The sequence below is a fragment of the Oleiagrimonas sp. MCCC 1A03011 genome (assembly GCF_003267965.1).
Taxonomy (GTDB): Bacteria; Pseudomonadota; Gammaproteobacteria; order Xanthomonadales; family Rhodanobacteraceae; genus Oleiagrimonas; species Oleiagrimonas citrea.
This window is the reverse complement of the sequence record NZ_MSPY01000001.1, coordinates 362200-376022: the sequence shown is the minus strand read 5'-3', so window position 1 is coordinate 376022 and position 13823 is coordinate 362200. Positions and strand designations below refer to the sequence as shown.

Here is a 13823-nt window from a genome sequence, read left to right as displayed (position 1 = left end):
TTAGTACGACCGAGGGCCCGGTGGAACGGTTCGGGCGGCCCTATAGGTCATAGGTCATGGATGCCGATTCAGCGTTCGTAACGGTAGTTGAAGCTGGCGCGGCTGAACTCGGTCGCCTGCTGCGCCTCGAAATTCCAGCGGCGGCTGAGGATGTAGCGCAGGGTCACGACCTGGCCGGGCTGGAACAGGCCGACGCCGTAGCTGAGGTACAGGCGCGGGGACAGGTACTTGCCGACAGTGAACGCGGCGGTGCCCAGGGCGTCGTTGCTGGACACGCCGATGTCGCTGATGCCGAGCTTGGATCCGATGCCCTTGGCCAGCAGGTCGCCGGTGGCCGAGCCGAGTGCCTGCGCGGCCGAGTTCACCATGCTGCCTTCGCCGCCCTTGACCTGCGACAGCGGCTTGCCGGTGATCAGGTAGGACAGCGCATCGGATTGCTCCATGACCGGGTTCGAGAACACCGTCAGTTCGGGCCGCTTGGCGGTGCCGCGCACCTGCAGGCCGACTACCTGGCCGTCGTCGACGGTGGCGTTCGGGTTGAGCTTGCGCACGGCGCGGAGGTCGAGGCCGGGATCGTCCAGCGGCGTGGAGGCGAACAGCAGGCGGCCCTGCTCGATGTGCAGATCCTGGCCGTAGGCGCGGAAGGTACCGTCGACGCGGATCTGGCCCTGGCCCAGCGTACCCCTGCCGCTGCGACCGATCACGTGCAGGTTGCCGCGCAGGTTGCCGTTCAGGCCGTAGCCGACCACGTGCGTGCGCTCGCCCAGGTCGACGCGCACGTCGGTGCTGACCGACAGGGCGGCGCCCTGGGATTGCGCCGGCTTTTCGGCGTCGACCACGACCACGTCGGGCGAGGCCTGGGTGGCACCCGCACCGGGCAGTTTCTCCAGTTTCACGTCGGCCTTGTCCACCCCCAGCGTGCCGCCGATGTGCAGACCCTCGGCGCTGTGGGTGACGGTCAGGTCCGGCGAGACGCTGACCTCAGCCGACGGGATGTCGGCGACCTGCACCTTCTTGCCGGTGAGCCGGATGTTCGTGCCGGTGCCGTTGCCGAGGCCGATACGACCGGCGACCTGCAGATCACCGTCGCCCGAATGCATCTGGCCGTCGACGCGCAGTTCCTGTGTGTTGTCGCCGCGAAGGCGCAGGCGGCCCTGACTGAGTTTGAGGCCCAGTCCGGGGATTTCGCCGGAGAGTCCGTCGGCCACGGCCTCGCCGCTGGCGGCCGGCGCGTCGAGCGTGCCGGCGAGGTTCAGATCGGCCTTGAGGTCGCCCTGGAGGTTGGCGACTTCGGTGGTGAACAGTTCCACGAACCGCAGATTGTCCAGGTGCATGCGCAGCCGGCCGCTGAGCGCATGGTTCGGTCCGCTGGCGCGCAGGTCGCCGTCGAGACGTCCGTTCTGCTGCAGCGACGCGCCGATGCGCAGGCGCTGCTCCTGTGGCGTCATGGCGAGACGGGCGTCGAGGTCGTGGAAGCGGATCAGCGGCTGGTTCGGGTGGTCGACGTAGAAGATCCGCCCCTGCGCCGATTGCAGACGCGCCTGGCCGTCGAACTGGCCCTTGGCGTCACGGCGGATATCGCCGTCGCCGTTGAGCACGCCGTCCGCGCGCATCGGCAGGTCGTTGCCGGCGACAGCCAGGATCAGTTCGAGCGGCAGTTCGCGCATGCGGTACTGCGCATGCAGGCGGCCGTCGCGCTGGCGCTCGGCGGACAGGCACAACTGCGGTTGGCCCGGGCTCAGGCAGGCCTGGCCGAGTGTGCCTTCGCCCTGGTTCCAGGCCAGCGTCGCCGGAGCGCGCAGGCGCCAGTCCGGCGTGCCGGTCAGCCCCAGGTCGAGCTGCTGCAGCGTGCCTTTCCAGGCGTCGCCCTGCATGCCGCCGGACAGCGCCACGGAAAGGGACAGCGGGTCGCCCTTGGCATCAAGGCGAAGGGTATGGCGCTGACGATTGCCGCGACCGTCCACTGTCAGCGAAGCGAAGGCGAAGCCGGCGGCGTCGACCCGGCTGGCCTTGAGCGCCAGTGTGCCGCCGGGGTGACTGAGGTCGTCGATATCGACGTTCAGGTGCGCCTGCGCGACCTGCTGGTCGTGCCAGGCCAGCTTGGCGCCGTCGAGCTGACCGCGGACGCCCAGTTTCGGCCACCGTCCGCGGATGCGCAGATGTCCGCGCAGCGCGCCGCGCGCCTGCGGCAGCCAGTCGCCCAGCGATGCGATGCGCAGCTGCACGTCGAGATCGTTGCGTGGGCCGTCCTTGCCCTTCATCTGCAGTTCGCCCGAACCCGAGCGCAGCTGCAGCGCACCGCTCACGACCCGGTTTGCCGACAGGTTGAGCGTGCCGTGGCCCGACACAGGACGCTGACGCAGCGTGCCATCGAGCTTGTCCAGCTTCAGGGTGCCGCGCGTGTCCTGGTCGGCAATGCGGCCCTGGCTGGACAGCACAGCGTCGAGTGCGCCGTCCCATCCGGCCAGCAATTCGCCCGGATTGAAATGATCGGCCTTGGCGTCGACCTGCCATTGCAACTGCGGACTCCATTGCAACTCGCCATGTGCATCGAGTTTTCCCTTGGCCTGCCGGACGGTGAGGTTCTCGATCGTGAGCCGATCCGACGCGCCCTGCAGTTGCGCTTGCAAGTGCGAGGGGCGGCCCGGTGGTCCGGCCTGGGCGTCGAGCGTGGCGCGATAATGCTCGGTATTGCCCTCGACGTGCAGCGAACCCTGGCTGGCCAGCGCTTGACCGGTCAGTTCGGCGGGAAGCGTGACGTCCTTCCACTGCAGGTCCAGCGCGGCCTGGAGCGGTGCCGGGTCCAGGCGGATGCTTCCATGGCCCTGCAGCACGCCCTTGTGCTGGGGCGAAGTGATCTGCAGGTGCTCCAGTTGCCATGGCTGGCCGTCCTGGGCTGCGTGCACCTGCAGCGCGGCCAGTTGCACGCGGGTGGTGTCGAGCTCCAGCCAGCCGTTGGCGTTCAGGGTCTTCCTGTCGCCATGGGCGTCGAGCGTGGCGGCCAATTGCTGGATCGAACCCTTGCCGATCCAGGGGGCGGCTTCTCCGCGCGGAATCACGATGTGCGCTTTCCAGGCGTAGGGCGCGCGCGGGGTGAGGCGGAGCTGCATGTGCGCCACGGACGGTTGCGTCAGTTCGATCTTCGCGCTGGCCGCGCGGCCGTTGTTGTCGGCATGCAGGGTGCCGGCCCAGCGTGTGCCGTTGGCGTTCCAGTCGAAGCGCAGCGAACCCTTGCCGGGGTAGCCGCGGCCGAAGGTCATCGTTCCGTCGAGATCGACCTGGCCATCCGGTGCGCGTAGTTGCAGGCGCCGCAGTTGCACGCCGTCGTGCGTCCAGGCGCCGGCCAGGTCCAGACGGTCGGAGACGAACACCTCCTCGTCGCCGCGATGGATGCGGACGTGGCCGACCTGCACCCGGTCGAGCATCACGTCGAACGGCGCGCGCAGTGAGATCGGTCCGGTGTCGCTTGCAGTGGCGGGTGTGGGATGCGTCGGCAAGGCCACGTCGACCTGCTGTACGGCCAGTCGCACGAGGTGGGCGCGTCCGCGCAGCAGGGCCAGCGGGTGCAGGTCGAGTTCGACCTTCGCGATCCGCACGTCCAGTCCGCTCTGCGCGTCGCGGTAGCGCACGCCGGACAGGGTCAGCGGTCCGGCCAGACGTCCCTGCGACTGCTGAATCTGCAGGGCGTTGCCGGTTGCGTGCTCGACGCGCGCCAGCGCGAAGTGCAGGCCCGACGCGGTGCCCAGTAGCCAGCCCAGCGCCAGCCCAGCTATCAGCAGCAGGACGCCGAATGCGATCGCGATGCGCTTCAGCCCCTTCACAGGTCCGGCCCGATGACGAGGTGGAGTTCGACGCCGTGGGCATTGCGGTCATGCAGAGGCACGCCGAAGTCGACGCGGATCATGCCCACCGGCGAGCGCCAGCGTACGCCCAGGCCGGCGCCGATGCGCGGCCGGTAGTCGCTGCCGTTGAAGGCGTTGCCCGCGTCGACGAAGGCGGCCATGCCCCAGGTGGTTGTGAAATAGTGCTCGGCGGTGACGCTGCCGACCAGTAGATTGCGTCCGCCGATGATGCGGTCGTAGCGGTTGCGCGGTCCGATCGACTGGTAGCCGTAGCCGCGAACCGACTGGTCGCCGCCGGCGAAGAAGCGCAACTGCGGCGGCAACTGGCTGAAGTCGCCGACCACGGTGCTGCCGGCGGTACCGCGCACGATCAGTCGGTCGCGGCGGCTGAAGGCATCGATCCACTTGGCGTCGGCGATGACCTGCGCGAAGCGCGTGTCGGAAAGAACGGTGCCCAGCGTGCTGCGCGCGGTCAGGCTCAGACGCCAGCCGTGACGCACGTAGTTCGGATCCGCGCCCTGTTTCTTCACCAGCGAGATTTCCGGGTACACCAGCGTGCTCTGGCCGCGCTCGATGCCCAGCGTGTTGTCCGGATCGCCGCCGCGCTTGCCGACGGTGAATGTGCCCGACAGCGCATGGATGCCGACCGTGCGCAGCCAGCCGTGCCACAGCCTGCTCTCGCTGGCGACCAGTTCCAGCGTGCGCGACTTGGATGTGTCGGTGTCGGCCTGCCGGTAGTTGGCGCCGAAGTTGAGACTGCGCTGATTGGTGCCGGGCAGCGGCACCTGGTAGAGCGTGCTGAGCGTCTTCAATCGTTGCGCCAGCACCAGTTCGTTCTTCCACTTGTGGCCGCGGTTGTTGACCCAGCGCCGTTCCAGCCCGAGACGGACGCCGGCGCCGGTGTCGGTGCCGATGAACGGACCGCCGGTGTAGACGCTGCGTTTGGCCGGTTTCAGTTGCACATTGATATCGACCACGCCGTCGTGCGCATGTTCGATGTCCGGCAGCACGTTGACCACCGCGAAGTAGTCCGCGCCGGTCAGCGCCTGCTGCAGCTGTAGCAGATCGGGCTGCGAGAAATAGTCGCCGCGCTTGAACGGCACGTAGCGATTCAGGAAACCGTCCCGGAACTGGCTGCCCTCGAAAGTTACCTTGCCGAAGCGATAGCGTCGGCCGACCTGCCAGGCCAGGTGCACGACCGCGCTGTGCGTGGCGCGGGTCACCTCGACCTTGTGCACGGTCATGCGCGCATCGAGGTAGCCGACGGCGGTCAGCGCCCCCGCGATGGCGTCGCGCGAGGCCGTGTACAGGCCGTCGTCCATGCGCTGACCCTTGCGCGGCTTGAACTGGCGGATGGCGCTGCGCACGTCGGGCAGCTTGCGCGCGGCGTCGTCGAGCTGGATGTCGACGTCGCGCACGATCACCGGATCGCCGGGTGTCACCTTCAGCGTGACAGTCCAGTCGGCGCCGTTCTGCTTCAGGTCCGCGTCGACACGTGCGTCGTAATAGCCGTAGGGGCGGAGCGCCTGACGTGCTTCGTCGGGCGCCTTCGCATACAGCCGTCGCACTTGCGCGGCGCTGGCGTCACGCTTGGCGTACTGGCTCAGGCGCACGGCGGCGGTCACGGCCTGCTTCAGGTCGTCGTTCAGTCCCTGCACGCGCACGGTGACGCCCGCCTTCGCGCACAGCGGCGCGAGCACCAGCAGAGGGAGCAACAAGGCGAGGACGATGCGCGAGAGCGGACGCATGAGAGGGTGACAACCGGTTCCGTGGCAAGTTTCGGACGACAGGGCGACGATAGCATCGGCCTGCCGCGGCGCGGCGGGCGTCAGGCGCTGCGATGGGCGACCCAGGCGCCGGCCAGCGCGGATACATAGGGTATCGCCTGCGCGCCTAGAATGATCATCCACAACGTGCCTTCGAGGTAGGTGCTGCCGAAGGCGAACGCCATGCCGCCGATGGCCAGCGCCAGCGCGATGGCCATCAGACCTTCCTCGCGCACCGGTGCGAACGCGGCGAAGCTCGATTCGCCCAGGCGGCGACTCTTGGCGGTGACCACGAAGGCCGTCTTCTTGCGGGTTAGTCCGTGCATGATGCCGCGCGCGATGGCATGCGACAGACCCATGCTGGCGACCGAGGCGGTCAGCGTGTCGCGCCAGCCGCAGGGTACGCGGGCACGGTACAGCACGATGCCGAACACCGCCTTGGCGATGAAGAAGCCGATCACCGGGATCAGGAACAGCTGCATCGGCAGGCTGAAGTATTGCGGCAGGCCGATCATGCCGGCGGTCCAGAATAGCGCCATCATCGTGAATATGAAGTGCAGCGCGTCGGCGAACCAGCTGAACCAGCCGGTGAGGAAGTGGAAGCGCTGGCCGGCGCTGAGCGGGCCCTTGCGCACGAGCCAGTCCCAGCGACCCTTGAGGATCTGCATCGCGCCGAAGGCCCAGCGGTAGCGCTGGCTCTTGTAGGCCTTGAAATCGGCCGGCGTCAGGCCCTTGCCCATCAGTTCGTCGACGTAGACCAGCTGGTAGCCGGCGTGCATCAGGCGCAGGCCCAGTTCGGCGTCTTCGCAGATGGTCCATTCCGACCAGCCGCCTGTGCCTTCCAGCGCGCTGCGGCGGACCATGGTCATGGTGCCGTGCTGGATGATGGCGTTGCGCTCATTGCGATGGTGCATGCCGATGCGGAAGAAACCGTCGTATTCCCACGCGGTCCAGCGGCGGAAGGTGTTGTTCTCGAAGTCGCGGTGCGCCTGCGGGCACTGCACCACGGCGACGTCGGCATCGTGGAAATGGCCGGTCAGGCGCGACAGCCAGTCCGGGCGCACCACGTAGTCGGCGTCGACCACGGCGACGACCTCGGCGCGGTCGTCGGTTTCCTTCAAGCCGAAATTCAGCGCGCCGGCCTTGAAGCCCGGCCACGGCTCCAGATGGAAGAAGCGGAAGCGCGGGCCGAGTTTCTCGCAGTAGGCCTCGACCGGCTTCCAGACGTCCGGGTCCTTGGTGTTGTTGTCGATCACCAGCACTTCGTAGTTCTGGTAGCCGAGCGCGGCCAGCGAGTCCAGCGTGACCTGCACCATCTCCGGTGGCTCGTTGTAGCAGGCCAGGTGGATCGACACGAACGGCTGCTTCGCCGGCGGGTCCGGTTCGAGCAGTTCGCCGTGCCGCAGCCAGCCCCGGCGCCACAGTACTTCGGTGAACTCGAAGCCGTTGATCAGCAGGATCGCGATGATGGCGATCTGTGCCGGGAACAGCAGCACCAGCATCGCCCAGTCGAACGGACTGAGGTAGAAGTTGAAGGGCAGGGTGGCCGCCCACACGATCACGCCGGCGGCCAGCTGCAGCAGCAGCATGAAGAAGAAGCGCCCAGCCAGCTTGAAACGGCTGTAGCGGCGGCCGAACCAGACCATCGGGATCAGCGCCAGCAAACTGGCGGCCAGCGCCTTGAACGGCCAGCCGGTGTCCTCGGTCACCGGGCCCGTGAAGGCGAACTTGGGTTTGCGGTCCGCACCGAACATGCCCCAGTAGGCGCCGGTGCGGCCCTCGCCGAGCTGTTCCTTCCATGGCTGGTCGAAGGCTTCCATCACGTAGTACTGGATGTGCCGTTCGCGCGCGACCTGGAACCACTGGCGCAGGAAGATCGCTTCGTTGGAGACCGACGGGTTGGCGTAATGGAAGCGGTCGCCGTTGGACGGCCAGCCGATCTCGCCGACCACGATCGGCTTGTTCGGGTACATCCGGCGCAGCTCTTCGTAGCGCTGCAGCACATCGCCGATGGCGTCGCGGCGCGGCACGCCTTCCCAGTACGGCAACAGATGCACGGCGATGAAATCGACGTGCTGCACCAGTTCGGGGTATTTCTCCCAGATGTGCCACGGTTCGGCCACCGACACCGGCTGCCGGATCGCCGCGCGCGCGCGGTCCAGGTACGCCATCAGCCGGTCCGGTTTGATGTCGGCTCGCAGCAGCACCTCGTTGCCGATCAGCACGCGGGTGATGGTCTTCGGGTAGCGGCGCGCCAGGCTGACGACGGCGCGGATCTCGTCGTCGTTGTGCACCAGGCGGCGATCAATCCAGGCACCGGCCATGACGTCCAGACCCTGCTTTTTCGCCAGTCGGTAGATTTCCGGGTTCTGCAGCGCGTCGTAGGTGCGGATGTGCTGCGTGTAGCGCGACAGCAGCTTCAGATCGCCGGCGATGTCCTTGTCGCTCGGCTTGTCGTTGTCGAACGGACTCTGATAGCGCTGGAACGGACTGTAGGCGAAGCCGCTGATCGGCCCCTGCAGGTCCGTCGGTCCGTTGGGCAGGTTGGCCCACCACCACAGTCCGATGTTGAGCACGGCCAGCACCAGTGCCATGACCACGGCAGCGAACACGGGATGTCGGCTGTCGTAGGTTCGGGCTTCGGGAGTCAAGGGGAGTCCTGCTGGCGCGTCACGGGCATGGCCGGGCCCGTCGGTGCGGGGCGAGGGAAACGAGCTTACCCAAGGCATTGCGCCGGCTCAACGCGATGCGGGATCGCGGTCAGGTTGCGCTCAGGCGACGGACACGCGAACGCCGCGGACCGGAGATCCGCGGCGTTCGAACTAGGGTGCGCCGGGTATGGCGGCTCAGGACAGGATGGTGAGCGCCTGACTCATGGAGCTCATCGCGCCCCAGGCATATTCATCCATGCCGCCCATGGCGACGGCCATCTGCATGTTGGCGTCGGAGAACAGCTTGCTGACGGCCAGCGCGACGGCGGTCAGGGAAATGCCCAGACGCGTCGCCATGCGCTTCCAGACCAGGCCGTTGGCCGGATCGTGCGCCTGATCGGCCTGCGCGCGCAGCAGCCAGGGCATCGGATCCTGCTCCAGCTTGCGGCACATCGTCTCGATCAGCTTGGGTTCGGCCTGGCTGCCACGGGTGCGCCAGTTGCTGATGGTCTGCGGTTTCACGCCCAGGATCTGTCCAGCTGCGTGATCGGAACGCACCGTCAGGCGCTCCTTGAAGAGTTCGAAAAGTTCGATCGTCGCGCTCATATCCCCAACCTGTTGATTTTTGGGCCTCGAGACTATATTGCCTCAATCAGAGGAGTTTGGCGATAGGAACGTTTCGCATTGGCGGAAACGCCTCTCGGCGACCTCTGGCAGGCTCGTTGACGGGCTGCAGACGTCCGCAACGAACGGCTCTCGCAACGAGTGTTCCGATCCGATGCAAAAGAAGGCGCGCCCATGCGGCGCGCCTTCGGTGCGGGGGACGTAGCGAGCAGCGGTTACTGCAGCAGCGAGCGCAGCATCCATGCGGTCTTCTCGTGGTCCTTGAGGCGGCCGATCACCAGGTCCGCGGTGCCTTCATCGCCGGCCTCCTCGGCCACCTTCACCGTCTTGCGCGCGGTGGCAGCGGCAACTTCGTGTCCCTCGACCAGTTGCTCGACCATGTCCTGCCATGCCGGCACGCCGGTCTCTTCCTTGATGGACGTCAGTTTGGCGAACTGCGTGTAGGAACCGGGTGCGACGATGTCCAGTGTGCGGATGCGCTCGGCGACCTCGTCGGCGGCCATCCACAGCGCGTTGTATTGCTGTTCGAACATCAGATGCAGGCTGTTGAACTGCGGGCCGGTGACGTTCCAGTGGAAGCTGTGGGTCTTCAGGTATAGCGAATAGGTGTCCGCCAGCAGACGCGAAAGGCTGCCGGCGATCGCCTCGCGATCCTGTTGTGCAATGCCGATATCGATGGCCATGCGTAGTCTCCTTTGCTGAGGGTTGGATGGATGCTCGATCCTAAGGGTGACGCCCTGAATCCGATGTGGCCGACGTCGGACGTCGACGGACAGCGATTCATGAGCGCGTCCCCTGTTGTCTACATAAATGGGGGCGAATGCGCCGGGAAGGAAATGGATAGTGCTGATTGCGGCCATAGGGCCGGGCTATCATGTTCGATTCCATGAACACTCCGCTCCCCGACCGTGACGACATCCGTGACCTGCCTGCGCTGCGCCAGCGCCTGGGGCAGGTCTGCTCGCGCGACTACGGAAGGCTGCTCGGCCAGTGGCGGCGCCTGAAGCGCGAGGGTGGCGAGGACGCCGCGAAACGGGCGCGCCTGCACGAGCGCATCGAGGCCTCGGTGGCGCGTCGCGAGGCGCGCGCGGCGACGGTGCCGAAGGTGGGACTCGACGCCGCGCTGCCGATCAGCGAGCGCGCCGACGACATCATGGCGGCGATCCGCGATCATCAGGTGGTGGTGATCGCCGGCGAGACCGGTTCGGGCAAGACCACGCAGTTGCCGAAGCTGTGCCTGGCTGCCGGGCGCGGTGCGGCGGGGTTGATCGGCTGCACGCAGCCACGGCGGTTGGCGGCACGTTCCGTGGCGCGGCGCGTGGCCGAGGAGCTGGGCACGCAGATCGGTCAGCAGGTCGGCTTCCAGGTGCGCTTCACCGAACAGGTCAGCGACGACAGCCTGATCAAGTTCATGACCGACGGCATCCTGCTGGCCGAGACTCAGCGCGATCCATGGCTGAGCGCCTACGACACGCTCATCATCGACGAAGCGCACGAGCGCAGCCTCAACATCGACTTCCTGCTCGGTTACCTGAAGCGGCTGGCAAGGCGGCGGCCGGACCTGAAGATCATCGTCACCTCGGCGACCATCGACACCAAGCGCTTCGCCGAGCATTTCGACGACGCGCCGGTGATCGAGGTCGAGGGCCGCACCTATCCGGTCGAGGTGCGCTGGCGGCCGCTGGAAGCGCTGTCGGGTTCGTCGGGCGGCATCCAGCAGGGCAGCGCCGAGCACATCGCGCGCGTGCTCGACGAACTCAGCGCCGAGGACCCGCGCGGCGACGTGCTGGTGTTCCTGCCCGGCGAGCGCGAGATCCGCGACGCGCATCTGCTGCTTTCGCGCCGTCAGTACCGCCATACCGAGGTGCTGCCGTTGTACGCACGCCTGTCGGCGAAGGATCAGGATCGCGTGTTCCATCCGGGACCGGCGCGGCGCGTGGTGCTGGCGACCAACGTCGCCGAGACCTCACTGACCGTGCCGCGCATCCGCTATGTCATCGACACCGGCACCGCGCGCGTGAAGCGCTACAGCCAGCGCAGCCAGCTCGAACGCCTGCACGTCGAGCCGATCTCGCGCGCCGCCGCCGATCAGCGCAAGGGCCGCTGCGGACGCGTGGGGCCGGGCGTGTGCGTGCGGCTGTATGACGAAACCGATTTCGAAGGTCGTCCGCCCTTCACCGATCCGGAGCTGCTGCGTTCGTCGCTGGCCAACGTGATCCTGCGCATGCTTAGTCTGAAGCTGGGTGAGGTCGAGGACTTTCCGTTTCTCGAAGCGCCCGAGCCGAGCGCCATCGCGGACGGCTACCGGCGGCTGGCCGAGCTGTCGGCCATCGACGATGCGCGCACGCTGACGCCCATCGGTCGCGAGCTGGCGCGTCTGCCCATCGACGTGCAGCTGGCGCGCATGCTGGTCGAAGCGAAGCAGCGCGATACGCTGGATGCGCTGCTGACCGTGGTCGCCTTCCTGAGTGTGCAGGACCCGCGCGAACGCCCCGCCGACGCGCGCGGCCAGGCCGATGCCGCGCACAAGGTCTTTGCCGATCCGAAGTCCGATTTCGTCGGCGTGCTGAATCTGTGGCGCGCCTACACGATGGCGCACGAGGACCTGACCCAGTCGAAATTGCGCGACTGGTGCCAGAAGCATTTTCTCAGTTACCTGCGCATGCGCGAGTGGCGCGAATTGCATCGGCAGCTGAAGCTGGCGATGGGCGATCTGGCGCGTGATGCCGGGAAGCCGGAAGCGTCCTCACGCCGTCGTCGGGGCAAAGCGCCTGCGCGCGCTGAAAAGACCGGGTCGACACAGGCTGCGAATTCTGCGCGCGCGCCGCAGCGGCAGGACGACGCGGATACGCTGCCCGCCGAAGCCTACGAGGCCATTCACCGCTGCCTGCTGGCTGGCTTGCCGACCCAGGTCGCGCACAAGGACGAGAAGGGCGTGTTTCGCGGCACACGCCAGCGCAGCTTCAAGGTCTTTCCGGGCTCGTCGCTGGCGAAGTCGCCGCCGAACTGGCTGTTCGCGGCGCAGATTCTCGACGTCGGCGGACGCGTGTGGGGCATGCTCTGCGCGCGCGTCGATCCGCGCTGGATCGAGGAGCAGGCCGCGCATCTGATTCGCCGCTCGCATAGCGACCCGCATTGGTCGCGCAAGCGCGGCAAGGTGGTGGCGTACGAACAGGTCACGCTGTTCGGTCTGAGTCTGGCCGAGCGGCGCATGGTGACGTTCGAGAAGCAGGATCCGGCGCTGGCGCGCGCGATCTTCCTGGAGCAGGCGCTGGCGACCGGCGACATCGACACGCGCGCCGATTTCGTCCGCGCCAATCAGCGCGTGCTGGAAAAGGCCCACGAAGTGGAAGCCAAGCAGCGCCGCGAGGGGCTGCTGAAGTCGCCGCAGGACCTCGCCGTCTTCTTCGAGGACAAGCTGCCTGCCGATATCGTTTCGCGCAGCACGCTGGAGAAGTGGTACCGCAAGGCGCCGCCAGCGAAGCAGGCCGCGTTGCGCTGGTCGCTCGACGACGTGCTCGACGTATCGCCGGACCTGGATGCGCACGCCTTCCCGGCGCGGCTGGAGATCGACGGCCAGCGCTATCAGCTCGAATACCGTTTCGTGCCCGGCGACGAGGCCGACGGGGTGACACTGCATCTACCGCTGGCGATGCTCAATGCGCTGCCGGCCACGCGCTGTCAGTGGCTGGTGCCGGGCCTGCTGGCTGACAAGGTCGCGGCGCTGATCCGCAGTCTGCCGAAGGGCCTGCGCCGCAACTTCGTGCCGGCGCCGGACTTCGCCCGGGCTTTCTGCGAGGCCGAGACGGTCGGCGACGAGCCGCTGCATGCTGCCCTGGCACGGTTCCTCGAACGCACGACCGGCGTGGAGATCGCGGCCGACGCCTTCGCCGGCGCCGAGCTGCCCGCGCATTTCGCCATGCGCTTCCGGCTGCACGATGAGCACGGCCGCACGCTGGCGACTTCGCGCAGTCTCGATGCCCTGCGCGCGGAATGGAGCGGCGATGCGCGCGCTGCGTTCTCGCGTCAGGCCGATGCCGACCTGACCCGCGAGGATGTGGTCAGCTGGGATTTCGACGACCTGCCCGAGCGCGTGCGCTCCGAGGGCGGGCTGGACGCCTGGCCGGCCCTGGTCGATCAGGGCACCTCGGTGGCGCTGCGTGTCTTCGAGCGCGCGGACGAAGCGCTCGCCGAGCACCTGAGCGGCGTGGAGCGCCTGCTGCGGCTGTCGCTGGCGCCGGCGCTGAAGCAGGCGCGGCGCAAGTTGCCGATCGGTAACACGATCGGTCTGAAGTACGCACCGCTGGGAAGCCTCGACGGCCTGCGCGAGGATCTGGTCGAGGGCGGCCTGGCCGATCTGCTGGCGGTGCAGACTCTGGATGTGCGTACCCGCGCCGATTTCGACGCTCTGCAGGACACGCTGGCACGCGGTGTGTTCGCGGCGGCGGTCGAACGTCTGAAGTGCGCCGAGCCGATCATCGAGGCGCAGGCCGAGCTCAAGCCCTGGCTGGAACCGCCGCTGATGGGGTTCGCCGCGGCCAGCTACGACGATCTGGGCGAGCAGCTCGATGCCCTGCTGCAACCGGGGTTCTTGCGCGAACTGCCGCTGGATCGCCTGCGCCAGTTTCCGCGTTACCTGCAGGCCATGCGCCTGCGCGCCGAGCGTCTGCAGCAGGACCCGAAGAAGGATCAGCAGCGCCTGCTGCAGGTGCTGCCGTACTGGCGCGCCTGGCTGCAGCAGCGGGCAGCCGGCGCGGCGGGCGAGGATCTGGATACGCTGCGCTGGATGATCGAGGAATTCCGCGTGTCGCTGTTCGCCCAGGAACTGGGCACGGCGGTCACGGTCTCGCCCAAGCGCATGGCGCGCGCGCTGCACAAGGTCGAGCGCGGCGGCGACGCCTGAGCATGGCGATACCACGCGTCGTCATTTCGTCCGCTTC

Annotated in this window: 6 protein-coding genes; 1 reads left to right on the top strand and 5 read right to left on the bottom strand. The window is 67.5% G+C overall.

Features of this window, described 5'->3' with window-relative positions; translation table 11 throughout:
- Window positions 1–68: 68 nt before the first annotated feature.
- From BTJ49_RS01785 to BTJ49_RS01765, 5 genes are all read right to left on the bottom strand, one after another.
- Entirely contained in the window at window positions 69–3821 is a 3753-nt protein-coding gene (locus BTJ49_RS01785) for a translocation/assembly module TamB domain-containing protein (RefSeq protein WP_113063636.1), read from the bottom strand.
- A complete protein-coding gene (locus tag BTJ49_RS01780; protein ID WP_113063635.1) occupies window positions 3818–5590 on the bottom strand; it encodes an autotransporter assembly complex family protein in 1773 nt (590 codons plus the stop codon). The genes BTJ49_RS01785 and BTJ49_RS01780 overlap by 4 nt, the downstream gene beginning before the upstream one ends.
- Before the next feature lie 80 nt (window positions 5591–5670).
- A complete protein-coding gene (locus tag BTJ49_RS01775; RefSeq protein WP_240601716.1) occupies window positions 5671–8202 on the bottom strand; it encodes a glycosyltransferase in 2532 nt (843 codons plus the stop codon).
- A gap of 252 nt (window positions 8203–8454) precedes the next feature.
- A complete protein-coding gene (locus tag BTJ49_RS01770; RefSeq protein WP_113063633.1) occupies window positions 8455–8865 on the bottom strand; it encodes a hypothetical protein in 411 nt (136 codons plus the stop codon).
- Window positions 8866–9098: 233 nt separating this feature from the next.
- Complete coding sequence (locus BTJ49_RS01765) at window positions 9099–9566, bottom strand: Dps family protein (protein ID WP_113063632.1); 468 nt, start codon at window positions 9564–9566, stop codon at window positions 9099–9101.
- A gap of 203 nt (window positions 9567–9769) precedes the next feature.
- On the opposite strand from BTJ49_RS01765, the gene hrpA reads away from it, so the two are divergent.
- A complete protein-coding gene (gene hrpA, locus BTJ49_RS01760) occupies window positions 9770–13786 on the top strand; it encodes an ATP-dependent RNA helicase HrpA (RefSeq protein WP_113064001.1) in 4017 nt (1338 codons plus the stop codon).
- Window positions 13787–13823 lie beyond the last annotated feature (37 nt).